The sequence below is a fragment of the Methanosarcina sp. WH1 genome (assembly GCF_000970005.1).
Classification (GTDB): domain Archaea; phylum Halobacteriota; class Methanosarcinia; order Methanosarcinales; family Methanosarcinaceae; genus Methanosarcina.
In genome coordinates this window covers 2,360,067-2,383,243 of record NZ_CP009504.1, presented here as the reverse complement: position 1 = coordinate 2,383,243, position 23,177 = coordinate 2,360,067, and the positions used below count along the sequence as shown (strand labels likewise).

The 23,177-nt window shown below is 41.2% G+C and carries 20 protein-coding genes and 3 pseudogenes; 10 read left to right on the top strand and 13 right to left on the bottom strand.

What is annotated here, in order from left to right; all coding sequences use genetic code 11:
* Nucleotides 1-51: 51 nt before the first annotated feature.
* Both MSWH1_RS10445 and MSWH1_RS10440 read right to left on the bottom strand, forming a co-directional pair.
* Complete coding sequence (locus MSWH1_RS10445) at nucleotides 52-456, bottom strand: ACT domain-containing protein (protein ID WP_048128309.1); 405 nt, start codon at nucleotides 454-456, stop codon at nucleotides 52-54.
* 290 nt (nucleotides 457-746) lie between these two features.
* Nucleotides 747-965 (bottom strand): winged helix-turn-helix domain-containing protein, encoded by a 219-nt coding sequence (locus MSWH1_RS10440; protein ID WP_052722764.1) that lies wholly within the window; start codon nucleotides 963-965, stop codon nucleotides 747-749.
* Between the two features lie 495 nt (nucleotides 966-1,460).
* On the opposite strand from MSWH1_RS10440, the gene MSWH1_RS10435 reads away from it, so the two are divergent.
* The 4 genes from MSWH1_RS10435 to MSWH1_RS10420 all read left to right on the top strand — a co-directional run bounded on the left by MSWH1_RS10435 (nucleotide 1,461) and on the right by MSWH1_RS10420 (nucleotide 6,523).
* Nucleotides 1,461-2,837 (top strand): sodium:alanine symporter family protein, encoded by a 1,377-nt coding sequence (locus tag MSWH1_RS10435; RefSeq protein WP_048128307.1) that lies wholly within the window; start codon nucleotides 1,461-1,463, stop codon nucleotides 2,835-2,837.
* Nucleotides 2,838-3,107: 270 nt separating this feature from the next.
* The gene (locus tag MSWH1_RS10430; protein ID WP_231585497.1) at nucleotides 3,108-4,406 is read left to right on the top strand and encodes a COG1361 S-layer family protein; all 1,299 of its coding nucleotides are present in this window, start codon (nucleotides 3,108-3,110) and stop codon (nucleotides 4,404-4,406) included.
* A 55-nt stretch (nucleotides 4,407-4,461) separates the two neighbouring features.
* Nucleotides 4,462-5,667, top strand: coding sequence for an ABC transporter permease (locus MSWH1_RS10425; protein ID WP_048128305.1), 1,206 nt, complete (start codon nucleotides 4,462-4,464; stop codon nucleotides 5,665-5,667).
* Between the two features lie 118 nt (nucleotides 5,668-5,785).
* Entirely contained in the window at nucleotides 5,786-6,523 is a 738-nt protein-coding gene (locus MSWH1_RS10420) for an ABC transporter ATP-binding protein (RefSeq protein ID WP_369798597.1), read from the top strand.
* Between the two features lie 690 nt (nucleotides 6,524-7,213).
* On the opposite strand, the gene MSWH1_RS20580 is transcribed toward MSWH1_RS10420, so the two are convergent.
* From MSWH1_RS20580 to MSWH1_RS10395, 7 genes are all read right to left on the bottom strand, one after another.
* Nucleotides 7,214-7,345: a hypothetical protein gene (locus tag MSWH1_RS20580; protein WP_255350461.1), complete on the bottom strand. Its 132-nt coding sequence runs from the start codon at nucleotides 7,343-7,345 to the stop codon at nucleotides 7,214-7,216.
* A 94-nt stretch (nucleotides 7,346-7,439) separates the two neighbouring features.
* A complete protein-coding gene (gene iscB / locus MSWH1_RS20225) occupies nucleotides 7,440-7,892 on the bottom strand; it encodes an RNA-guided endonuclease IscB (RefSeq protein WP_048130400.1) in 453 nt (150 codons plus the stop codon).
* A 352-nt stretch (nucleotides 7,893-8,244) separates the two neighbouring features.
* Nucleotides 8,245-8,871 carry a FumA C-terminus/TtdB family hydratase beta subunit gene (locus tag MSWH1_RS10410; RefSeq protein ID WP_048128303.1) on the bottom strand — a complete coding sequence of 209 codons (627 nt, stop codon included), beginning with the start codon at nucleotides 8,869-8,871 and terminating at the stop codon, nucleotides 8,245-8,247.
* Nucleotides 8,871-9,713 (bottom strand): fumarate hydratase, encoded by an 843-nt coding sequence (locus MSWH1_RS10405; RefSeq protein ID WP_048128301.1) that lies wholly within the window; start codon nucleotides 9,711-9,713, stop codon nucleotides 8,871-8,873. Before MSWH1_RS10405 ends, MSWH1_RS10410 begins: the two co-directional genes overlap by 1 nt.
* 197 nt (nucleotides 9,714-9,910) lie before the next feature.
* Entirely contained in the window at nucleotides 9,911-10,345 is a 435-nt protein-coding gene (locus MSWH1_RS10400; protein ID WP_369798596.1) for a DUF169 domain-containing protein, read from the bottom strand.
* A 34-nt stretch (nucleotides 10,346-10,379) separates the two neighbouring features.
* Nucleotides 10,380-10,598 (bottom strand): hypothetical protein, encoded by a 219-nt coding sequence (locus MSWH1_RS20220; RefSeq protein ID WP_231585499.1) that lies wholly within the window; start codon nucleotides 10,596-10,598, stop codon nucleotides 10,380-10,382.
* Between the two features lie 49 nt (nucleotides 10,599-10,647).
* Nucleotides 10,648-11,319 carry a flavodoxin family protein gene (locus MSWH1_RS10395; protein ID WP_048128300.1) on the bottom strand — a complete coding sequence of 224 codons (672 nt, stop codon included), beginning with the start codon at nucleotides 11,317-11,319 and terminating at the stop codon, nucleotides 10,648-10,650.
* A 349-nt stretch (nucleotides 11,320-11,668) separates the two neighbouring features.
* Between MSWH1_RS10395 and MSWH1_RS19665 the strand changes: the two genes are divergently transcribed.
* The 3 genes from MSWH1_RS19665 (at nucleotide 11,669) to MSWH1_RS10385 (ending at nucleotide 13,959) form a co-directional block, all read left to right on the top strand.
* Nucleotides 11,669-11,824, top strand: a complete 156-nt coding sequence (locus tag MSWH1_RS19665; RefSeq protein ID WP_197073969.1) for a PEP-utilizing enzyme — start codon at nucleotides 11,669-11,671, stop codon at nucleotides 11,822-11,824.
* A gap of 490 nt (nucleotides 11,825-12,314) precedes the next feature.
* Entirely contained in the window at nucleotides 12,315-12,608 is a 294-nt protein-coding gene (locus MSWH1_RS10390) for a hypothetical protein (protein WP_048128298.1), read from the top strand.
* A gap of 361 nt (nucleotides 12,609-12,969) precedes the next feature.
* Nucleotides 12,970-13,959 carry a hypothetical protein gene (locus MSWH1_RS10385; RefSeq protein WP_048128295.1) on the top strand — a complete coding sequence of 330 codons (990 nt, stop codon included), beginning with the start codon at nucleotides 12,970-12,972 and terminating at the stop codon, nucleotides 13,957-13,959.
* A 217-nt stretch (nucleotides 13,960-14,176) separates the two neighbouring features.
* Here MSWH1_RS10385 and MSWH1_RS20215 read toward each other — a convergent pair.
* Nucleotides 14,177-14,740, bottom strand: a pseudogene (locus MSWH1_RS20215) (disaggregatase related repeat-containing protein); the annotation flags it as partial.
* 910 nt (nucleotides 14,741-15,650) lie between these two features.
* Here MSWH1_RS20215 and MSWH1_RS20865 point away from each other — a divergent pair.
* Nucleotides 15,651-15,817 (top strand): annotated as a pseudogene (locus MSWH1_RS20865) (IS630 family transposase); the annotation flags it as partial.
* Between the two features lie 401 nt (nucleotides 15,818-16,218).
* Here the strand turns inward: MSWH1_RS20865 and MSWH1_RS18280 are convergent.
* On the bottom strand, nucleotides 16,219-17,409 hold the full coding sequence (locus MSWH1_RS18280) for an ISH3 family transposase (RefSeq protein ID WP_082088035.1): 1,191 nt from the start codon (nucleotides 17,407-17,409) through the stop codon (nucleotides 16,219-16,221).
* Between the two features lie 740 nt (nucleotides 17,410-18,149).
* Here MSWH1_RS18280 and MSWH1_RS10370 point away from each other — a divergent pair.
* Nucleotides 18,150-19,637 (top strand): sodium-dependent transporter, encoded by a 1,488-nt coding sequence (locus tag MSWH1_RS10370; RefSeq protein ID WP_231591967.1) that lies wholly within the window; start codon nucleotides 18,150-18,152, stop codon nucleotides 19,635-19,637.
* 161 nt (nucleotides 19,638-19,798) lie between these two features.
* On the opposite strand, the pseudogene MSWH1_RS18275 reads toward MSWH1_RS10370, so the two are convergent.
* Nucleotides 19,799-20,996: pseudogene (locus tag MSWH1_RS18275) on the bottom strand (ISH3 family transposase).
* 135 nt (nucleotides 20,997-21,131) lie between these two features.
* On the opposite strand from MSWH1_RS18275, the gene MSWH1_RS19150 reads away from it, so the two are divergent.
* Complete coding sequence (locus MSWH1_RS19150; RefSeq protein ID WP_156148146.1) at nucleotides 21,132-21,239, top strand: MetS family NSS transporter small subunit; 108 nt, start codon at nucleotides 21,132-21,134, stop codon at nucleotides 21,237-21,239.
* 185 nt (nucleotides 21,240-21,424) lie between these two features.
* Here MSWH1_RS19150 and MSWH1_RS10355 read toward each other — a convergent pair whose 3' ends face one another.
* A complete protein-coding gene (locus MSWH1_RS10355; protein ID WP_048130399.1) occupies nucleotides 21,425-23,089 on the bottom strand; it encodes a nitrous oxide reductase family maturation protein NosD in 1,665 nt (554 codons plus the stop codon).
* Between the last annotated feature and the right edge of the window lie 88 nt (nucleotides 23,090-23,177).

Here is a 23,177-nt window from a genome sequence, read left to right as displayed (position 1 = left end):
GTAAGGATCACTAGGAAATAATATTCGAAAAGATAGTTTTCTTCGTCGAATTCAAGGTTTTTGAATTTCGTAGCCTTCCTTTAAAAGGGCTCTTACTGCATATTCCAGGTCTTTTTCCCTTACTAGGATATAATCAGTATCATACGTTGAAACGGCAAATATGCTGATGCCTTTATCAGCCAGAGTCCTGCTGATTTCTGCAAGGATTCCTGTCAGCTCGAAATCCAGAGGTCCTTCAACTTTCAGGCAATTCCAGCCCCTTTCAACCTGGGTACCTGCAGGAATATTTGAAGGAATACTGCTTTCCTGGCAGACGACGGAAAGTTCTTCAAGAGTTCGCGTAATCGAATAGAAACTGCTCCCACACACCCATGCAGGAATTTCAGAGCCTGTTTCCAGTTTGCAGACTCCAAACCTTCCTTCAAGGATACTTAAAGTGAGTTTATTTTGCTTCATTTCGGGCTCCGAATTCAATATGTAGAAGTATACGATTAACTAAGAAACATCATTGTCAGAAGTATATCATCACTTTATGGGATAATCTGGTTGTCTCCTGCTCCATGGTTGATATTTTTAGTATTGGAGCTTCCAGTAAGACTATTGAATTCTTTTTTATCAACTCAAGTAGGTGGGTTCAAGTGGAGAGCTGAGTGTGAAAAGAAAGAACTCGAGATGCAATTTACGAGCATTTCCGAATGATATCAACCAATTAATCAGGGAGTAGCGGTGGTTATTTTAGCCGAAGGTTATTTATTCAACTGGACAGACCACCGCTTAGATTCCCTGTTGACTCTAATCTTGTCTTCCCTGGAAAGCCAGCCAATAGCCATCAAAGCAATCTGGGAATCAAAGCCATTCGCGCCCAGATGAGTTTTTATCTGGTTCAGGCTACATTCCCCTTCTTCCAGCCTGTGGTATAGCACTCCTGCAGCTTCCCCGATCTTTAGATTCATATACTCAACCATGTTTATCACCGATTTTTATTTTTGATTACAATTTGCTGTTTTTGAGAATTTTGTGTTGGTTAGTGGAATATACATATTATGAAAACTATTAAGGAAATAAACCCAGAAAATTTCATTTTGGAATACACCGTAAGCCCGGAACCAGATTCCATGTCCTCCATAAAGAATATCTGTCCTCTGTTGCAAATAACCCTGGTCATTACTGCCCGTGGTCTTTATACATCCCCCAAAATGAGCAGATTTTCTTGAGATTATGGTACATATGCTTCTTAATCAATATGTTATTGTTGTATATGCTATCTTGAGCAATTATAAAAGCCTTCTTGAAAATGGCCTCTTAAACATAATTAAATATAATAGACTATATATAATTTTGATTAAAATTCCAGAATAATATTCCGCATAAGGAAGACAATGACATCAACGTTATACCAACCTTAAACAAATAATTAGTGGGGTAATCGTTTATTAATCTTTTAACCGGAGCTGGTCTTGATGAACTTGCTGGGTATGAATGTACTTGATGTTTTTTCAAAGATAGATAGCTTTGTCTGGGGGCCTCCACTTTTAATTTTGCTTGTGGGGACAGGTTTTTTCCTGACATGGTGCCTGGGGCTGATCCAGATCTTCAGGCTGCCTCTAGCTCTCAAATATGTCCTGAATTCAAGAAAATATGAAGCCGGAGTTCTGGGGGACGTCTCAAGCTTTGCTGCGCTCAGTACGGCGCTTTCGGCAACGATCGGGACCGGAAACATCGTGGGGGTGGCAACTGCAATCAAGATAGGGGGGCCCGGAGCTCTTTTCTGGATGTTCCTTGCCGCTTTTTTCGGGATGGCTACCATGTATTCCGAAGCCCTGCTGGCAGTCAAATACAGGACAGTTGACGCAAACGGGCAGATGTCCGGGGGTCCCATGTACTACATTAAAAACGGACTGAGCCATAAAAAGTATAGTAAAATTCTTGCCCCTCTTTTTGCTATCTTCGGGGTAAATGTGGCACTTTTCGGGATAGGGACTTTTCCCCAGGTAAACGCAATTGTGGACTCGGTTCGGATTGCTTTTAATATCCCTGAAATCCTGACTGCAGCCGTGCTGAGCCTGCTTGTGGCTTTTGTGACACTTGGCGGGATCAGGAGGATTGCGGCTGTCGCCCAGTTCATGGTGCCTTTTATGGCAGTGGCTTATGTGCTGGGTTGCCTTGTGATTATCGGGCTGAACCTTGACAAAATTCCCGCAACATTTTCTCTGATTCTCAGTTCTGCATTTACCGATACCGCAGCAAAAGGTGGCTTTCTTGGAGCCGGGATGATGCTTGCAATCCGGATGGGAATTGCCCGGGGGATCTTTTCAAACGAAGCGGGACTCGGAAGTACACCCATAGCAGCCGCAGCCGCAAGGGTCAAAGAGCCGGCAAAACAGGGCTTGATCTCCATGACAGGGACCTTTTTCGATACAATCGTAGTTTGCTTCATGACCGGAACTGTGCTGATCATGACGGATTCCTGGACAGGGGACCTTGCCGGAGCCTACATGACCAGCTACGCTTTTTCCACCGTGCTCTCAGACCTCGGGAGCTACATCGTGACCGTGGGCCTGATCTTCTTTGCCTTTACAACCATCATAGGCTGGAACTATTACGGGGAACGCTGCACGGAATTCCTCTTCGGGGTCAGGGGAATTCTTCCATATAAGGTCCTTTACATTTTCATTGTTGCCTCCGGAGCCTTCCTGACCCTTGACGTTATCTGGATTCTGGCAGATATAGTAAACGGGCTGATGGCTATCCCGAACCTGATAGCCCTCCTTGCGTTGAGAAAGGTTGTTGTAGCTGAGACCAGAAAATATTTTGAGAATTGGGGGGTCGAAGACTAAAATCAAGCCATTTAAACCGGAAACCCGAAACCTGGCTTGAATAAAAATCCGGATGAGGAATGAAGAATAAAATCTGAGATATGAAAAACAAAACCTGGGGAATGAGAAATAAAACCTAAGAAATAAAAAATAAAACCTGAGGAATAAAGAATGATATCTGAGGAATGAAAAATACAACCTGATAAAGGTTGCAAATAAAGTGTAACGGTTATAAGCAACTCCAATAGATTGTTACCTATAAAATTCATATCCAGAAAAGGATTGTTGCCCATGAAGTCCACCCATCAAGAACTAAAAATCCGGGCTGTGAAGAAGAAATGTATAAAAACAGATACATCTCCTACAGCTGCCTTCTGTTTTCTTGCAGCTATACTGATGATAACCACCCTCCTGACTCCTACAGCTTCTGCGGTTGTGGTCTCCGGAAACACCCATCTTGAGGTGTATGTTTCGGAAATAACCCCCAACCCTGCCAGGCCCGGAGAAGATCTGCTCATAAAAATCAACATAGAAAATACCGGAAACGACCCTGCTGAAAATGTGATAATAGGAATTGAGGAACTAGATCCCTTTATTTTCACTTACAGCACCTCAGAGGTCTACGGTTCCGGGACGAACACCGAGCGCGTCTTTCAAATTGAACAGATAAGGCAGCGCGCAAAAGTAGAGCTTAACTTCCACTTCAGGGTGGACGAAAGGGCGACTTCGGGAGTCCGCCAGCTTGAGTTTACCATAGTAGACGGGGACGGGGTGAGCTTTTCGAAAAGGATTCCGATAAGAGTGGAAGGAAACCCTGACATTGTGCTCACGGGGACTGTAATCACTCCGACAAACAAAGAGAACTCTTCGGTTGATGCCCTGGTCCCGGGACAGGCCTTTTACCTCCGGACTACGGTTAAGAATGCAGGGAACGGAAATGCAAAAAATGTCAGGGTTATCTTGGACTTAAACAGTTCTTCTCCCCTTATCCCCCTCGAAGACAATGTCCGTTTCTTTGAGGGCCTTAAAGCCGGAAGCTCTAAGAACCTGTCGTTTAAACTCCTTTTAGGCAGTAACGCAGAGGTGCAGCCCTACAAGATCCCCCTAAGGATCACAGCTTCAAACGAAGCCGAGGATTTCCAGATCAACAAGGCCCAGGAAATAGGGGTCAATGTGCTGAACCAGGCGAATATTAACATTGCAAGCCTGAAATTCGATCCCCAGATGCCTGTTAAAGGGCAGCAGGTCTCCATGATCCTGCGGCTTGAAAATGTAGGGGAAGGAGAAGCCCGTTTCGTGAAAGCCAACCTTGAAGGGCTTGAAGGCTCGGGAAGCACGGAAGCCTTCCTGGGACGCCTGAAAAAAGACGATGATGCCCCGGCAGTCTTTATCTTCATTCCGGATAAAGCAGGATACCAGGAAGTAACTCTGCTTGTAGAATACGAGGATGATTTCGGGGAGCACCAGCTTAGCGAGGACCTGACCTTCAATGTGGACCGACAGAAGGGGAGCATTATCCCCATTATACTGGGAGCAGTCCTGATTCTTGCAGCCACAGTCTTCTACATGAAAAAGAAAGGAAAGCTCTAAAGAACACATTAAAAATAAAGTTAGAAGCAGAATAAACCAAGCAGGACACCTGATTATGCTTGAAAAAGCGAAAGTTTCCTTCTTCCTTGCCGGCCGAACCATAACAAGAGGCAATAAGGGGATCACAATCTTTACGGTCATTGTGCTGACCCTTATCTTCGTGCAGCTTGTGCTCTTTTCGAGCATGTTAGCCGGGGTCACGCTCAAGTTTAACGAGCTTATGGTGGACTTTCAGACCGGAAACGTCGTGGTCGAACCCAGGGAAGAGGAACGCTATATAGAGGACGCATCAGCTCTCCAGAAGAAGATCGAAAGCCTTCCCCAGGTGGTCGGGACTTCAGCTCGCCTGAAGACCTCGGGGAACTTCCACTACAAGGAAAAGGAAATGGGAGTCACGGTTTACGGGATTGATCCTGAGAATGAAAACTTTGTAACAGACCTCGAAGATGCCGTCATAAGCGGGGAATTCCTGAGCGGGCCCGACCGTGGGGAGGTAATCCTGGGCAGGGAAGTTTCGGGCGGCTTTGGAGCCCTGATGGAATCAAGGTCTTTGGGTGGCGTAGAAGTGGGAGATACGGTGGAAATCACAATCAACGGCAAAACCCGGGAGTTCAGAGTTAAGGGGATCTACACAACCCGCTACTTCATGGTCGATGCCGGGGCCTACATCAGCAGGGCGGACCTGGAAGAAATGCTCGGCGTACAGAATAGAGACTTTGCCCAGGAAATAGCTGTTAAGACAACAGAAGGCACGGATGAGTATGAGACCCGGACGGCTCTCCTCTCTCTGGGTATCAGGGAAAACATTCGCACCTGGCGCGAATTCGCAGGGATTCTCCGCCTGATCGAAAGCACCCTTGGGATGATTCGGGACATAATGAACGTGATCGGTCTCCTGATAGCTTTCGTGATCATCTTTGTAGTTATCTATGTAAACATCGTTAACAAAAAGAGGCAAATTGGAGTCCAGAAAGCCATAGGGATAGAGCAGAACGTAATCATAGCTTCCTTTGTGCTCCAAGCCATGTTCTACGCGGGAATTGGCGTCATCCTCGGATTCATTTTCATGCGTTTTGGGCTCGCCCCCTACACCGCAGCACACCCGGTGGACATACCTCTCGGCAGCATGAGCCTGAAGTTGGACGATGCCGAAGCCATAAACCGTGCAGTCCTCCTCTTCCTTGCCTCAATCATTGGCTCCGTTATCCCTGCCTACACACTGACGCAAAAAGACCTCCTGGAATTGATCTGGGGCAAATGAGAAAGAGGTTAAGAGAGGTTAAGGCATGGATAAAATGGAAAAAGAAATGGAAAAAGAAATGGAAAAAGAAATAGAAGATGAGCCTGGAAAGGAAAACATTGAGACTGGAACTGAAAACATGCCCGATCGAAAAAAAGAAGCTGGAATTGAAATTGCAGTGAAAACACCCAATGAAAAAAACGTAGACATTATCATCGAAGGCATTGATATTGTCCGAACCTTCCTGATGGGTGAAGTGGAAGTACGGGTGCTCCGCGGTATTTCCTTAAAAATCCAGCGCGGAGAATTTGTTGCTATTATGGGTCCAAGCGGTTCCGGAAAGACCACCCTCTTAAATCAGCTCGGTCTCCTCGATACCCCCAACTCCGGGAAAGTCATCATCAACGGTGCCGATACCTCTCTGATGTTCGACAGGGAAAAAGGCAGATTTCGTCTCCACAACCTGGGCTACGTTTTTCAGGACTATGCCCTTCTGCCCGAACTCACCGCCTCTGAAAACGTTTTCATCTCCCTTATGATGCAGGGCAAAAGCAAAGCAGAATACGAATCAGCATCTGCCAAAATCCTGGAGGCCGTAGGCCTTGGCGACCGCCTTTCCCAGCTTCCCTCCAAAATGAGCGGCGGCCAGCAGCAACGAGTCTCCATCGCCAGGGCGCTTGCCCACAACCCTGTCATCCTCTTCGCCGACGAACCCTGCGCCAACCTGGATTCTAAAAACTCCAAGGAAGTTCTAGACCTTTTCAAGAAATTTAACACCGAATTGGGGCAGACAATCGTAATGGTTACGCATGAAGACTGGCACGCGGAATATACTGACAGGGTGATCAGGTTAAAGGACGGGATGTTAGAGCAATAAAAAACGGGAAGAACGAGAACAAAAAAGTATTCTACTTAAAAAGTGCTTTTTTTTCAGGGCTGCCAGGCAAGCTGGTGGAGGCGTTTTATAATGCAGGGATTCAAAACCGATCTCCGGGTTAAGGGGTGTATTTCTTAGACTCTACGGCGCAGAAATAATACCAAACTTTGGCATATTTTTACAACTTATGCAGTGCAAAGTTACAAGAAACGCCTTGCTGAGATACAATCTAATTTGAAAAAATGAAAATTCATAACTAACATCGAAATCTGTATAAAATTTTAAATTGTATCTACAATTTTGATAGTATCCACTTATCTCAGAGAATTATCTCCTTGATTTTAAGCCAAAATGAGTTTGATAAATAACATCAATACAAAAAAACATTATTATAAATACTACGAAATCTCACTCATTCTTGTTACAATCAAGCTATTGATCTTGTCAAAATTAGCGAAAATATACTGTTTGACCCCATTTGTGTCAAAGTAATGTGTTTTTAATAACTTCAAGACCTGCTCTCTCCTGTACTTGGTTTCGTATCCGAAAGTCTCTGCAAAATTCCAGCCGGATTTCCGGATTTGGGATTTTAGAATCCCGATTTCAGTTGCATGTTTTGTTTTTGACTTGTTTCCTGAGAGTTTGAATTATCCATTGAGCAGGTTTTGTGACAGGTTCCACAGAGCGTTATCAGGTTTTCCGGTACCTGTTCCCTGGTTTGATCTGAAAACGATATGATGGCAATGCAGCCAGGAATCCTTTGATTTTCCCTGCAGTGCTGGCAGGTGTAGCTATCCCTGTCCAGAACGTAAGCTTTGACATTGTAGAACCCTTTAAGGTCCCCTTCCTGGTATCCTTTTCCGGAAACCTCTGGATCTATTATTTTGTGAATATCAAAGGAAGCAAGTTCTACCTTTCATGCCGTTACAGGAAGCAGGGATTCCACAAACCTCTTTTCCCAGAAATGAGCTTCAAGTTTGCTTCGGATAGAAGGAGCTAATCTTCCTTCTTTCTTTGAATTTCCCCGGTTATCAAATCTTGCAGATCTATATCTTGTTTTTTTACATCTTCTGGTTCTCCTGTACATCTTCCGTTGTTGCATCTTTTTTGAAACGTTTTCTCTCAGGTAAATTTCGGACTGATACAACACTTTTCCGTTAGCAATGGCTGCACAGCTCACTACCTTAGAGCCGGTATCCATCCCTGCAGTCACAGGTTGAGTATACCCACTGCTTCCGAAAAATAACTTAATTGTGAATGGCGTATTTCGGACCACTTTTGCCTTGCCTGCTTGCAGTAAATTTCTGGCTTTTGAAGGTTTACAGGGCATTAGTGGTTTTTTGTTTTGATTGATTACGAAAACTAACATATAGTCTTCATCCGAAGAGTTATGCGTATCCAAATTGTGGACTCCAACTTCGTGAAGTTGGAGTATTACAGCGTAGTTGGAAGGACTCCAACTTCGTGAAGTTGGAGTATTACAGCGTAGTTGGAAGGACTTCAACTTCGTGAAGTTGGAACAAGTCAATTCCGGAATTCGTCCTCCTCTTGATCTGATATGGAAAGGTTTAACGATGCAAGCACTGTCCCTACCTCTCAGGACTGTTTAACCGGCATCCTTAGAGCCTTAAACTGAAGCGACATTCAAGGTAATTATTTTTTTCCTATCGTTTACCGATCTTCCAAAGCTCCTTATCGGTGATCTGGTCAACCAGGGCTTGTTAAACATGCCCCTGAGTCTTTAGCTCAGGGGTAGTTGACTTCCTCATTTCTGCAAACACTTTTTCAGCTTTTTCTCTGACCTCTGCAAAAATATCTTCCCCTTTTGTATTGATTCCTACAATGAGAGGTCCGAATTTCTCAACCTTTAGCACCCAGACAGCTTCAGGCATACCAAGGTCAAGCCAGTGGACGGTTTTCACCTCTTTTATCAGTTCTGCGGCAAGGGCGGCGCATCCTCCAGTGTATGCAAGGTAGACACACCTGTTTTTCAGTGCGCCTGCGACTCCTTTCATTCCACCTTTTCCGATAATTGCCCGGACTTCATGAGCTTTCAGGAGAGGAGGAGTCATTTTTGACATCCTGCCGCTGGTTGTGGGGCCTGCGGAGACGACTTTCCATTCTTCCTTTTCGCCTTTTCCTGTTTTTTGCATAAGGGGGCCGCAGTGATAGATAACTGCCCCTTCAAGGGAGAAAGGAAGTTCTTCTCCTTTTTCTTTCATTTCCAGAATTCTGGCGTGGGCTTCGTCCCGGGCTGTCAGGATCTCTCCGGAGATAAAAACAATGTCTCCAGCATTGAGTTTCTCTATATCTTCGATCTTCAACGGGGTCTGTAAATGATACTCCATTATTCTTCCCCTCCGAACACGACTGAAGCATGCCTGTTCGCCCAGCACTGGATGTTTACGGCAACAGGAAGGGAGGCCGTATGGCAGTTTGCGGTTTTCACATGCACGGCAAGGGCGGTTGTGCTGCCTCCAAGGCCCATACAGCCGATCCCGAGGGTGTTTACTGCATCAAGGATTTCCTTTTCAAACTCGTTCATGAGAGTGTCGAGGGGTTCAAGCAGGGCTTCTTTTGCAAGCCTGGCGGCTTTGTCAAAGGAACCTCCGATCCCTACACCAAGAGTCAGGGGAGGACAGGGCATTCCACCTGCATTAATCACCGTTTTGAGCACGAAGTTTTTGATACTGCCTGCTTCGGTCGGGTTCAGCATCCTGAGAGCGCTCATATTCTCTGAACCCGCACCTTTCGGAGCGACCGTGATCTTGAGCTCTTTTCCGGGCACAAGTTTCCAGTTAATATCAGGGATTCCTGCGCCGGTATTATCCCCGCTGTTTTTTCGGGTCAGGGGGTCCACAGCATTCGGGCGGAGTGGGATTTCTCGGGTTGCGAGGACAGCAGCTTCCCGGATTGCGGCTTCAAGGTCAAAGCCTGGCTGAAACTCTGTTCCAAGTTCGACAAAAAAGATCAGGATACCTGTGTCCTGGCATATGGGAACTCCATGATTTTTTGCAAGCTCGATATTCTTCAGGATTGCCTGAAGCTGGGACTTTGCAACCTGGCTTTCTTCCCGAGCTTCGGCTTTCTTCAGAGCGTCAACCACATCAGCGGGAAGATCGATTTCTGCTTTTCTGAGAAGGTCTGCAATAGACCTTATAAAAGTTTCACGGTTAATTTTTGAAGACAAAAGACCACCAAAATTGCTAAAATGGATTGATGATAGTTAGAAGATGAACGTAAGATTAGTCGATAATAAACGCAGGAGAGGGGTTTTAATTCCGAACGCCTGGCGAATAGATCTCGGACTTTCTGAGAATTGGGCTCTTTTATTAAATAATTTCGTATCCTCCGCATATGCCAGGACATTTTATTTCAGACCATGTTTCATTTTTGTTTTGGCGTATCTGTAGCAGGAGGCTTTATGAGAATACGGTTTTCAGGATATGCTATCCTGCTCTGTTTGCAGATAAAGGACTCTTCCAGGTCGGCTGCCATCTGCTGCGCAAGCCCTGCAGGGATGCCCATAATTATCAAATCGGATGGAAGCCAGGGGTTCCCTGTCGGATCTACAGACCCGACATAAGCTGAGCCTTCTGGAGCATTTTCGGCCATACCTGCCGGAAAAGCAATCATTGTGGAACAGACCGGTCCTCCGGGTATTATCGTCCTGAAGAAAGGATCAGAGTTGCTGAATTGAGCCAGCCCGCAAAGATTTTGGATCTGTTCAGCGCCCGCGAACAGGATAAAGGCTCTGACAGCTTCAGATGGAACTTCATCGTTACATGGGACAATAACTGTGTATTTTCCGTGAGAAGTAATTTTCCCTGCACGTTCTTTCTGCTCATCGAACAGTTCAGGAGTTGCTTTCAGATGTTCTGCAGCACCCCCACGGAAGTCCAGTGTGCCTTTTCAAGAGGGCGGCAGTATAGACTGTTTTTGCTACACAGCGGTCTACCGTGTAAGATGGAACTGCTCCTTCTGGAAGCACATTCGTGCCATAGACACAGAGAGGGCGCAGTTTTAGCCTGCCGGCTTCGGAAAGCTTTTCCCCCATGTCTTCAACGCTTAACATCGCAGCTTTCCCCATTGTATCACTTTTCCCGGTACCAAGCCTGAAAATCTTATTCTTTAATCCAGCCTTTTTCGATCCAGTAATTGCAGTTGTGCGTCCAGTTGTCTTTATTGGCAAGGATAACATACTTGAAATGGTCTCTCCATGCCTGATGTACAGCTTCCTGTTCTGAATATTTTCTCTTATCTTTTATCGCTTCAACAAGGTCTTTTCCCATTTCACGCGATTTTTCAAGGGCTTCTTCCATTGCTTCGGGACCCCGTGCTACTGAACATCCCACTCCTCCGATGACATTGCCTCCGCAGTGTATCATAAAATTATCCATAATGCGAAGGACAAAATCGAGCTCATCACTGCCTGCAGTTGTTAAGGAAAGGCTGTATTTCCCTTCAAAGAGCTGTTCATGAATAACAAGTGGACTTCTGTCGAACAGGGTCTTGAGCTGGGCTGTTACATTTGTTATGTAATTGGGACTGCTAAAGATTATGCCGTCTGCATCCAGCAGCTTCTCCAGCACACCATTATAGTCGTCTTTTATTGAGCATACGCCTGTTTCCTGGCAGGTATTACATGCTGTGCAGTATTTGATCTTTAATTTTGCAACATCAATAGACTCAACTTCGGCTCCTGCTTTTGCGGCTCCTTCCAGGGCTGCATCCAGCAGTTTTAAGGTATTACTGTTTTTGCCTCTTGGGCTTGATGATATTCCGACTACCTTCATGGTTTCCCTCGCTTTATTTTTACGGAATTTTTACAAAAATAACAGTATTGTATTCAATTAAAACTTTATTGTACTCTCGGTCGGGGAAATTACGAAGATACAGAAGTAGAATAATAGGTAAACTTTGAATAATGGGGAGTCTTTTAAATGGACTACCAAAATCTTCATGAAAATTTTATATTTTAAGCGGGTAGATTTCTTTGGTATTTATAAAAGGGTATAAAACGTTTTGTTCTCAGGAGGCAGAAGACCACATTTAATAGAGGGAGTCACGGCATTCTTTCAAAATCCTTATTATAAAATGATAAATAAAATTAAAAAATTATATATTCTACGCTCTCTTGGGGGTATGGTGACACACAGCACGGTCATTGCGCAGGAATACGGTATTTCTTCCGTTGTCAGCATAGAAAATGTCACCAGAATATTAAAAGAAGGCCAGTATGTACGTGTTGATGGTACCAGGGCTTTGTACAGGTTCTGGAGTGAGATGTTTACTGTGTAAAAGTGGGCGGCCTGAAAAATCCGGTTCACTCAATTTTTTTCTATTTTTTCTTTCGAAGACTACACAGAACCCTAGAAACCTAATCCCTTTATAGGAAGAAGTGTAAAACCCATGAAATCTTAATTTCATGGGATATAAGCGTCAACTTCCTCAACATAATTTTTGATATGCGTTGCCTTCATATGTACCATCGTCTAATATTATATTAGATTAAGGTATGTGAAAACCAAGCAACCATTTTCCAAGAGTTTACCATCTGGCTCGATAGGTTTTGAATAAATCCACTGTACCAAGTTCGTATTCATGTAAAGCCGAAACTGATGTCATGTTAAACCTAAACGGACGAATGGACAGAACTCAGTAGGGATGGTATAGCCCGAATTAACGCTCATGGAGATGTTGATGGTCTTCTATGAAATGAGAAGCTGTAAGTCTTTAGTTTAGGGGTAGTTCACATTAATCATCTCAATACGTTAGAAGGGGATATAACATGGTAGAATTTGAGTTAGATGATTTTGGAGTGTATCGAAATACCAAAGTTTTCGATCAACTTTTTAAATTTTTGAAAGAAAATTGGGGAAACGATAGGGTTATATTAAACCATTTAGAAGATTTAGTCAGCGTTGAGCTTACAGGGTGGTTCATGCGAGACGAAAATGATGAAATTTCGGTAGGTATCGAACTTAATGAATCCAGTGACCACAAATATGACGAAATCATCTTCTATGACAAAAACAATGAAGATATAACCGTATTTTCTGTAATGAGAGAGCCTACCGCCTGATGTGCAATGTTGTGCATCTTGATAATGATGTTTCTGAGATATTGCTGTTTTTTTAATTTTCCATTTACCTCAGGTCTTAAAGCAATTTTTGATATCGAATTGAAGTCTGTAATTATAATTATTAATAAAAATTGATATGTAACAAAGGTTCGAAAATATTTTATTCACATAATTATATAAATTATATAATTACTTAGTATCTTTACTAATTTATCACATAATTGTTTGGGCAAATAGTCCAGGTTTGGATTAATGTGACTTTAGTAATAAAAGGATTCAGATATTATCACATAACCTGAAAAATATCCGAATTATAAAATGTACATTAACTTTGAAAAATAAAGCTACCTGGGGGAAATAAATGATAAATAAGGGGAAGTTATGTTCTACAGCTTCAGCTTCAGTATTCCTGGTTTTTGTTTTTTTGATATTAATCTCAGTCGCAGCTTCAGCGGCTCAAGTTACGAAAATTGGCACTGGATATGATCCTGCTGTTTATGGTAACAAGGTAGTATGGGCAAATGGGGTTGTTATTCATCTATACGACATGAACAACAGAACAGACACTACGTTTAGTTCTTCTGGGGCATCCAGTCCGGATATTTACGACAACAAGTTAGTGTGGCGTGATGAAAGCAGTGGAACACCAAGGCTTGCTGTATACGATATACCAACAGCCACAAAAAGTTACATCACACAGAATGTAGACCAATTTAGCAAACCTGCTATTTACGGCAACAGAATCGTCTGGAGTGCAAATGATAGTGTGTATCTGAGGAACATATCTACATCCACACAGACAAAAATAGGGAACGGCAGTAATCCTGATATATATAACACAAAAGTGGTGTATTACTCATATTCAGAAGATCCGAAAGTGGATATAACAATCAGAATGTACGACATCGATACGAAGGAAAAAGTAACTGTCGCTTCATATGGAGATCCGAACATACCGCGTATATGGGGCACTAAAGTCATCTGGTCTGACGCATATAACCATCAGGGATATATTGTGGTATATAACACGTCAACAAATAAAACCATAGATGTCACACATCCACTTGACACCGATCCAAATGGAAATGAATACGGGGCCAGTACAGGGACACACATCGCCATACAGAATGATAAGATTGTATACAATAAAGCTGTTGACGATTATGAAGGCAAGCCCGGAGTATATGTATATAACATGACTACAGGACAAAGCACACTGGTATATAACTATCCTAAAGAAGTTTATACGACACCAGAAGTATACAATAACACTGTTGTATGGGGAATAGATAAGAACTATGTTAATGGTGCGACTGACAATGGTATCTATTTATATGACCTTGCAGCTTAACCCGAAAATCTTACAATAAGGAATACGAGATCAGGGGACATGGTGGACACCCACCACAAAATTTTATTTAAAAACATCTGAATTTTAAATTTTGGAATGCATAGAAATTGTATAAAATACTAAAAAATAGAAGGCTTTTCCGAAAAGCAAGCATTAAGAAATTAACATTTCCTATAACCAGAATTTCAGAACCCCTCCTAAAAAAACATTTATTCCTTTAGCTGTATACCAGTTGAAGTTTTGGCTCTTGACCTTCGTTTCCGCAGTCACTGCTATAGAATGCAATATAGTTATTGCTCTCTGTACGGGCTTTTATCAGAAATCCCGTGTTTTCATACTTCCCACTGGTGTACTCTTTTACGAGATCGGTTACATCAAGCTCGTAATACCTGTTGTCAGGGAGATTGCTGCCTTCAATAGTTATTGTAGCATATGGAGTGCTGCCCTGAGGAACACCATTTTTATCATACCAGTCTCCTCCAGGATTTTTCCATGAAACATCTTTGTCCTTTTTATTCCAGCTTATGTAGTCTGAGTTCCATGTGGAAGCAGGTCTGTAAACCTCAATAATGGTATCCTCAGGTCTTGTTTTTCCTGCTGGATAATACCAGTAGAGTGAAAGGGCTGCATTTTTGATAGAAGTATCACTGCTGTATTCGCTCAGGTCAAATCCCATTACATCCCTCCACCTGAAGCTATTTTCTCCACCAACGTCAATATAGGGTGAACTCTTGTAGACAGTGTTAGGAGAAGCTTCACGCAAACGGTTGTCAGATACTTCTATTTCGGGAACTATATCCTCAAATTTGAAAACAACATCTACAGGTGTCCTGTTGCCATTATTTATGTCAACAGGAGTATCAAATTTTGTATCGGGTGTATTATTAGTATTTGTGCCAGGTAGCAAACCAGCTCCTAATACAATAAGTAAAACCCCTAATACAACAACAATTATGCCTGAACTTCCTTTTAATCTGAAGTTCATGATTTGAATATCGGTATCTTTATCTGAAATTTTACCTGTCCCTTTAAGTAAAAGGTAAACTATACCAAAAAATGTTAATATAAACCCAAAAAGTAGAATTGTATCCATTTTCCTGCTCCAATGTTATAGTAAACTCACTAATTAATTTCTATTTAAAAAAATAATTATAGTTAAAATGAAAATATCCACACTTAGTTACTCAATTTTTCATAATCATGGAAAACAAAGAAAACGCAGAAAATTATCCCTTAATTCCTTTCTTTCCGTTTGTAGGTTTTTCAGTGGTTCATCTTTTCTTTTAAGATTGATGAAGGAATACCGTAAATCCTGTAGAATTTACATTTATAAGCTGAGATCATTTTCATTATCTCAAGTTTAGGTAATCATATGGAATCTTGTTCGACGTTTTCTATTAAGGCTCTTGATGTTGATTATTTGGTGGTTGAATAGTTCCTAAATCTGAATTATCGATATTGTTGCCACGCATCCGGTTTAAGATGATATTTTGTCAACGTTAGAATTGTGCTCGTGGTAGCGCTGATAGAATATTAACTGCTGGGACAAAGTCAAAGTTAATAATAGCAAAAATAGAGGTAAGCTTTAGCTTTAATGTTGCTTGAAGTGTCGCAAGCCAGTGCATAGATTCTAATATAAATCCATAAAATAATTATATTAATCATTCAATAAACTACCTTTAAACTACCTTATGCCTCGTATAAGCCGTCGCCCCAATTATCATTCACTCAAAAAGATTTAGACTATCTTATCAAGCTTAGCCGCTCTAGAAATCAAGCAGCAAGCATTGTCGAAAGATCAAAAATCATACTTTTAAGCTATCATGGAAAAAACGACACTGAGATCTCAAGAGAGTTATAAGTAGATTACAATATTATAAAAAAACATATGAAAAAATAAAAATATGCTTCAGGATAAATACCTTAAACTGGTCATAGGAGTTTTCATCGCCCTACTGCTCGCTCCAGATAGCTAATAGTCACGATGTCCTCTTAAAGAAGACTTTTACAGCTAAAATATGTACTTTTACTATTTAGATATTCTCATTTGTTCAGTAGTTCCGATCAGGCTTACTTCCGAATGACAAAAACATATTGATTTTACTTTTTACCCACTCATTTTCAAAATATTTTCTATTACTGGTTAGAGTTTAAAATTCTTAATCTATAATTTCCACTAACAGTTCTCAAAAAATAATTTTTTATCGAGTGATTTTATAGCATAAGCTATTAAGTTAGCAATTTTTAATTCAATACAAGTTATATTGTAGTTAATCGAGTGCGTAGCACTCGATTTCGTTCTTCATTAAACCATCTCAAACATTCCAGTAACACCTTAACTGGAATAAAATTCAGCGATTTTAGCCCATATCTAACAGCTTTGTTTATGTCTTCATTTATTAATGATTTTAGCTCATAAGCTGTAATTTCGATAACTGACTTTAGCATATTTAGAACATTGTACATGATGCATTGAATAACAAAGAACAATACTCTTGCTACTGGTGATTTTGTACATGTTCGTATCTTGAAGTCGTTTTTCACTCTATAGCCAGTTTCTATGTTCCATCTTTTTCGGTATTCTTCAGGAATTGTCTTTTCAAATTTCTCAGTTGATTCTGCCTCTTTGTTTGTAGCAAACAGGATGTACTTTTCCTTTTTATCATCATATATTGCCACAATATTGAAGGAAGGTCCTCCTTGCTTAAATTGATATTCAAAAATTACTGAAGTATTTCCCCATTCTTTTTGATGATTTTTAAGTTCTCTATTGATAACCTGATTTGATTTAGCTGCTATAACAAAATTGACTTTAAGTTCATCTAATTTTGAAATCACAGCTCTATTACAAAATTCCTTGTCAAGGTATGATGTCCCTGTTTTTACACCTATTGCCTTAAGTCTTTCGAATAAAGATTCGATGAATAGAGAATAATTCTTGTTCAAACTATTAATGTCGATTACGTCAAGTGTCAAGTGAGAAGTTCCAATTATATCCAGGGTACAAAACGATTTACCCCACGAACTGCCATTCTTTGGTTTTATGCCCCTAATTCCGGGAGTATTTTTGTCTCCATAAAATGGAACATCATGAAAATCAATAGCTATGTCATGAACAGTGTTTTCAAGTTTCATCATCTTGAAAATCTCAAAATTCATTTTTCTGAAAGCAGAAAGAGTATCTTCAATATTATTGTCTTTGATGTAATTGAAAATAGTATCTGCTGAGGGGATTCTTAAGTCAGGATTTTTGCTTTTGAGGTCATTACTTGCAGATTCAAGAGAGTTTGTAGAAAATGTTGAGGCATGTAATAACACGTTTAAAATGTCCTGACATTCATAATTTGCAGATTCTGGCAAAGTTATTATATCATATTTGCGAAACAATTCAGAGGATACAGCCATCAAGCTGGCTGTATCTATGGCCATGGAGTCGTTTTTGGTTGGCATCACAAACGAATTCCATGGTTCATTAGATCTTTTTTTCGGTAAATCATAAATATTTGATGACTGCCAAATTCAGCATTCGGAACTTGGGTTATTCGGAACTACTGTTGTTTTATTATTAGTATTTGAAGTATAATGCATAAATGGTAACGTTTGTGTGCGAAGCTCTCAAGACAATACAAGAAATCAAGGAGCTTGACTTTGACAATTGGTTAGGATAAGAATGCTATGAAGAACGTGAAGTGAACCGTCGTAAAAATCGTGAAGTCGAATAAGCGAAAACATGTTGATACGCTTTAACCAAAAGGTACAGTATCAGGTTGTAATGGGTCTGTGGACATTATGGCAAGTGGACATATGATTCTCGTTTTATAGGTGGCTTCTAAGGTATTCACATTATTTGTAGTATGGAACTTGGTAAACCCGATATGCTCCTCTTCAAAATATGGGCATAGTGAAAAATTCGGTTTGTGCTGTGTTTAAGAATCAACGAATTTGCCATAACAACTTTCAATTATTATTGAACAGTTATATATGGAATAAAAATAATTTTATTTTTGTGGACATTTGTGGAATGTCGGTTGGAACAGATAGTTTAAGGTTATGTTTATGGCAGTAGCTGTGAGTCTACCGAATGAATAAGGTCCTTTTTATTCATTTGCAGTTATCTTGTCGATTAATCTTTTTAACCTTCCCTGCTCCAGGTGTGATATTAAAAAAAAGCTTATAGGATGTGATTTTTGGTGGTGAGAGAAGTCTGGAACACCAGAGTTGGATTTATTCTTGCAGCAATAGGTTCTGCAGTCGGCCTCGGAAACATCTGGAGGTTCAGCTATGTGGCATATGAAAACGGAGGAGGAGCTTTCTTGATCCCTTATTTTGTCGCTCTTCTGACTGCTGGTATTCCTCTTATGATACTTGAGTTCGGACTTGGAAGCAAGTTTCTCGGCTCAGCTCCCCTGTCACTTAAAAAGGCAAATAAAAGTTTCGAGTGGATAGGCTGGTGGGGTGTAATTGCCAGCTTTATAATTACGACTTATTACTCTGTAATAGTGGGCTGGAGCCTTGTCTACCTTTTAAAAGCGTTTACACTCGGTTGGGGTGCGGACACGGGAACCTTTTTCAATAACGAACTGTTACATGTTTCCGATTCTCCCTGGAATTTGGGGAACTTTTCCTATCCGGTCTTTATAGGGCTGCTGGCTACCTGGCTGATTATCTGGGTAGTCGAAAAAAAAGGTGTGCAGGCGGGAATTGAGAGGTCAAGTAAAATCTTTATTCCTCTTCTCTGGGTTCTTTTAATCGTACTCGTATTCAGAGCAATAACCCTTGAAGGTTCAATCAATGGACTAGAATGGTACCTGAAGCCGGACTTCAGCAAACTCACGGACATAACGGTCTGGCAGGCAGCTTATGGACAGGCGTTTTACAGCCTGAGTCTTGGCATGGCAATAATGATTACTTACTCAAGCTATCTTCCAAAAAAGAGTGATATCGTAAACAACGCTTTCATTGTCAGCCTTGCAGACGGGGCTTTCAGTTTCACAATGGGCTTTGCGATTTTCGGGACTCTCGGTTACATGGCCTATGCCAAAGGGCTCGGAATTGAAGAAGTAGTGGCCCAGAGTATAGGCCTTGCCTTTGTGGTACTACCAGAAGCTCTCAACATGCTCCCCGGATTAAAAGTCCTTACTGCAGTTACTTTTTTCCTGTGCATCGTTATTGCAGCCCTTTCTTCCCTCATTTCCCTTGTGGAAGCATTTGCCTCATCAATAATGGACAAATTTGAGATGAAAAGGAGCAGGGCAGTTGACCTAACTATCGGTTTTGGACTGCTCTTTAGCCTGATCTATGCGACCAAGGCAGGGATTTACTGGCTTGATATCATAGACCACTTTATCAATACCTATGGACTAATTATAGTGGGAATTCTCGAAACCATTGCAATCGGCTGGATCTATGGTGCAGATAAGACAAGAGAATGGGTCAATAATTATTCGGATATCAGGGCTGGAACCTGGTGGGACATCTGCATAAAAGTGGTAATTCCGGTTATCCTTCTGTATATTGTTTACATAGAGACCCGGTCAAACCTGGTTACACCCTATGAAGGTTATGATACTGCAGCCCTGATGATCGGAGCCGGAGTAATTGTCCTTGGAATTCTTATCTCTTTCCTTATGCCCAGTAGTTCCGATCAGGCTTACTTCCGAATGACAAAAACATATTGATTTTACTTTTTACCCACTCATTTTCAAAATATTTTCTATTACTGGTTAGAGTTTAAAATTCTTAATCTATAATTTCCACTAACAGTTCTCAAAAAATAATTTTTTATCGAGTGATTTTATAGCATAAGCTATTAAGTTAGCAATTTTTAATTCAATACAAGTTATATTGTAGTTAATCGAGTGGCGTAGCACTCGATTTCGTTCTTCATTAAACCATCTCAAACATTCCAGTAACACCTTAACTGGAATAAAATTCAGCGATTTTAGCCCATATCTAACAGCTTTGTTTATGTCTTCATTTATTAATGATTTTAGCTCATAAGCTGTAATTTCGATAACTGACTTTAGCATATTTAGAACATTGTACATGATGCATTGAATAACAAAGAACAATACTCTTGCTACTGGTGATTTTGTACATGTTCGTATCTTGAAGTCGTTTTTCACTCTATAGCCAGTTTCTATGTTCCATCTTTTTCGGTATTCTTCAGGAATTGTCTTTTCAAATTTCTCAGTTGATTCTGCCTCTTTGTTTGTAGCAAACAGGATGTACTTTTCCTTTTTATCATCATATATTGCCACAATATTGAAAGRAAGGTCCTCCTTGCTTAAATTGATATTCAAAAATTACTGAAGTATTTCCCCATTCTTTTTGATGATTTTTAAGTTCTCTATTGATAACCGTGATTGTGATTTAGCTGCTATAAACAAAAATTGACTTTAAAGTTCATCTAATTTTGAAATCACAGCTCTATTACAAAATTCCTTGTCAAGGTATGATGTCCCTGTTTTTACACCTATTGCCTTAAGTCTTTCGAATAAAGATTCGATGAATAGAGAATAATTCTTGTTCAAACTATTAATGTCGATTACGTCAAGTGTCAAGTGAGAAGTTCCAATTATATCCAGGGTACAAAACGATTTACCCCACGAACTGCCATTCTTTGGTTTTATGCCCCTAATTCCGGGAGTATTTTTGTCTCCATAAAATGGAACATCATGAAAATCAATAGCTATGTCATGAACAGTGTTTTCAAGTTTCATCATCTTGAAAATCTCAAAATTCATTTTTCTGAAAGCAGAAAGAGTATCTTCAATATTATTGTCTTTGATGTAATTGAAAATAGTATCTGCTGAGGGGATTCTTAAGTCAGGATTTTTGCTTTTGAGGTCATTACTTGCAGATTCAAGAGAGTTTGTAGAAAATGTTGAGGCATGTAATAACACGTTTAAAATGTCCTGACATTCATAATTTGCAGATTCTGGCAAAGTTATTATATCATATTTGCGAAACAATTCAGAGGATACAGCCATCAAGCTGGCTGTATCTATGGCCATGGAGTCGTTTTTGGTTGGCATCACAAACGAATTCCATGGTTCATTAGATCTTTTTTTCGGTAAATCATAAATATTTGATGACTGCCAAATTCAGCATTCGGAACTTGGGTTATTCGGAACTACTGATGCCTTTTATCAATAAGGAGGTGGAGTAAAATGATGCTCTCAACAGGCAGCTTTCTGATGGCTGTTTTCGGGTTCACAATCCTTTACGGAGGGCTGGGGTTTTGCCTGAGTATAGCCCTGAGAAAAAGGATGCCCTGAGAAAAAGGATGCCCTGAGAAAAAGGATGCCCTGAGAAAAAGGATGCCCTGAGAAAAAGGATGCCCTGAGAAAAAGGATGCCCTGAGAAAAAGGATGCCCTGAAGAGAAAGGTGAAGAAGTTAAAAGAATTAAAGTGAAGTAATGGTTTTGAAATAAGAAATTGAGAAGAAAAGAGAGTAAACCTCTCAAACCTTCTCAGCCCGGAAGACAAGGGACCCTTTAATCATACCGTTTTCTGAATAGTTTGCCGGAATGTTAAGCACGACTTCAACATCTTTACCGGTACTGTTTGCAATTACTTCTGAGAAATCAGGCCAGAAATGAGAGGAAAGATAGATACCTTCGGAAAAAACAGAATCTGAAGAAGCTCCAATCTCAGCCGTAACTTTCACATTGCTTTTTCCTGTGTTTCTTATATTCAAGACCTGAGGGTTACTGGCCTGCCCGGGAAGCAGGGTCCCAAAATCCAGGTTGCTCCGGTCAAGTTCTATGGAAACATCAGATGTCTTATTTGCTTCAGATGTCCCGATTATTACTTTAAGGTCCACCCCGGGTATATAAGGGGGTTCGGCAAGCGGGAGATAGTCAAAATCGCTTCCGTTAACGTTATAAGGCAGGTCGCAGATCCCGTCCGAGTCCGAATCCTCAGCGGTCTGAGAAAACCCGGTTCCATTAAGGTCAGCCCAGAAATTTCCACTCAGGTATGGGCCTTCCATGATATTCGTTCCTGACGTTTGTGTAGTGTTCCAGTTGTTTCCTTCACTGTTTTCAGCCTTCACATTTACACTGTTGTTAAAGTAATTATTATAGATACGGTTGTCAGTACTGGAGTCCAGCAGGATACCTGATTCGTTACTGGAAGTTATCATATTGTTGAACAGTTCGTTGTTGTGGCTTTCCTCTCTTAAATAGATGCCCTTGCTGCTGTTTGAAATTGTGTTATTATACACTCTGGCATCAAAGACGAAAATCAGGTAGATCCCGTTTTCGCAGTCCGTAATCAGGTTATCACGAAGGACGGTCCTTGCCTGAGTGTCATACATATCAATTCCGTTACTGCAATTTCGGACCTCATTCTTTGAAACAAGATTGCCTCCTCCGCAGCAGGCAATGCTTATCCCTCCGCCGTTTGAGAGCCTGTTCTGGAACATTATATTGTCCCAGCAGTGCGCTCCAATGGTGATGTAACCCTCATCAATAGTATTATTTATCAACATGTTCCGGCTGCACCCTTCATCAAGCCAGATACCATTGTGGAAGTAGGTATTCTCCGAGATTGTATTGTTCATGGAGCCCTGCAGATAAACTCCATAGCGGTTTTTGAAAATGTTGTTTCTTTCGATTGTGCAGTTTATAGCGTTTTCAAGGCAAATCCCTGCTGAAGGACAACCAGCCCCGTTCCATCTGGTGACAAATATCTCTCTTTCCCCGGAATCGTAAGCCTGCCTGGCTTCCATTCCCGAAGTCCCGTTAAGTCTTCCCGAACTTTTCGAGATAAAAGAGTTTATGAAACCCGAAGCTTCACGGGCACTAAAAATTTCTCCTGAGCCTGTTATGTTAAAGCCGCTGATGGTTACATTATCTGCTTTAACCTGAAATACGCTGGAATTTTCATCCCCTGACCTGATAAGTACACCTTCAGGGCTCTCAGGTTCCGAAGTGACCGTTACCCCTGAAACATTGACAATGATATTTTCCTCATAGTCCCCGGCTTTCACAATTACAAAATCCCCGGTCGTTGAGTTATTGATAGCAGCCTGAATTGAAGCTCCGGGCTCCACATAAATAACATCTGCACTTCCAACGCCTGCAGAAACCAGAAGCAAAGCAATAGCTAGCGTTGCACTCATCAGCCTGGTAATACAATCTCCGATAAGTATAATTTTCAGAACTACCCCACCCCGGTATTTTTGCACAGCCCCGCAAGCTCAGGATTGT

What these genes read in the sequence shown, in the direction of transcription:
- MSWH1_RS10445 (WP_048128309.1), bottom strand. Translation starts at nt 456, where the DNA reads ATGAAGCAAAATAAACTCACTTTAAGTATCCTTGAAGGAAGGTTTGGA.
- MSWH1_RS10440 (WP_052722764.1), bottom strand. Translation starts at nt 965, where the DNA reads ATGGTTGAGTATATGAATCTAAAGATCGGGGAAGCTGCAGGAGTGCTA.
- MSWH1_RS10435 (WP_048128307.1), top strand. Translation starts at nt 1,461, where the DNA reads ATGAACTTGCTGGGTATGAATGTACTTGATGTTTTTTCAAAGATAGAT.
- MSWH1_RS10430 (WP_231585497.1), top strand. Translation starts at nt 3,108, where the DNA reads ATGAAGTCCACCCATCAAGAACTAAAAATCCGGGCTGTGAAGAAGAAA.
- MSWH1_RS10425 (WP_048128305.1), top strand. Translation starts at nt 4,462, where the DNA reads ATGCTTGAAAAAGCGAAAGTTTCCTTCTTCCTTGCCGGCCGAACCATA.
- MSWH1_RS10420 (WP_369798597.1), top strand. Translation starts at nt 5,786, where the DNA reads ATGCCCGATCGAAAAAAAGAAGCTGGAATTGAAATTGCAGTGAAAACA.
- MSWH1_RS20580 (WP_255350461.1), bottom strand. Translation starts at nt 7,345, where the DNA reads ATGTCAAAGCTTACGTTCTGGACAGGGATAGCTACACCTGCCAGCACT.
- iscB (WP_048130400.1), bottom strand. Translation starts at nt 7,892, where the DNA reads ATGTTAGTTTTCGTAATCAATCAAAACAAAAAACCACTAATGCCCTGT.
- MSWH1_RS10410 (WP_048128303.1), bottom strand. Translation starts at nt 8,871, where the DNA reads ATGGAGTATCATTTACAGACCCCGTTGAAGATCGAAGATATAGAGAAA.
- MSWH1_RS20220 (WP_231585499.1), bottom strand. Translation starts at nt 10,598, where the DNA reads ATGTTAAGCGTTGAAGACATGGGGGAAAAGCTTTCCGAAGCCGGCAGG.
- MSWH1_RS10395 (WP_048128300.1), bottom strand. Translation starts at nt 11,319, where the DNA reads ATGAAGGTAGTCGGAATATCATCAAGCCCAAGAGGCAAAAACAGTAAT.
- MSWH1_RS19665 (WP_197073969.1), top strand. Translation starts at nt 11,669, where the DNA reads ATGGTGACACACAGCACGGTCATTGCGCAGGAATACGGTATTTCTTCC.
- MSWH1_RS10390 (WP_048128298.1), top strand. Translation starts at nt 12,315, where the DNA reads ATGGTAGAATTTGAGTTAGATGATTTTGGAGTGTATCGAAATACCAAA.
- MSWH1_RS10385 (WP_048128295.1), top strand. Translation starts at nt 12,970, where the DNA reads ATGATAAATAAGGGGAAGTTATGTTCTACAGCTTCAGCTTCAGTATTC.
- MSWH1_RS18280 (WP_082088035.1), bottom strand. Translation starts at nt 17,409, where the DNA reads ATGCCAACCAAAAACGACTCCATGGCCATAGATACAGCCAGCTTGATG.
- MSWH1_RS19150 (WP_156148146.1), top strand. Translation starts at nt 21,132, where the DNA reads ATGATGCTCTCAACAGGCAGCTTTCTGATGGCTGTTTTCGGGTTCACA.
- MSWH1_RS10355 (WP_048130399.1), bottom strand. Translation starts at nt 23,089, where the DNA reads ATGAGTGCAACGCTAGCTATTGCTTTGCTTCTGGTTTCTGCAGGCGTT.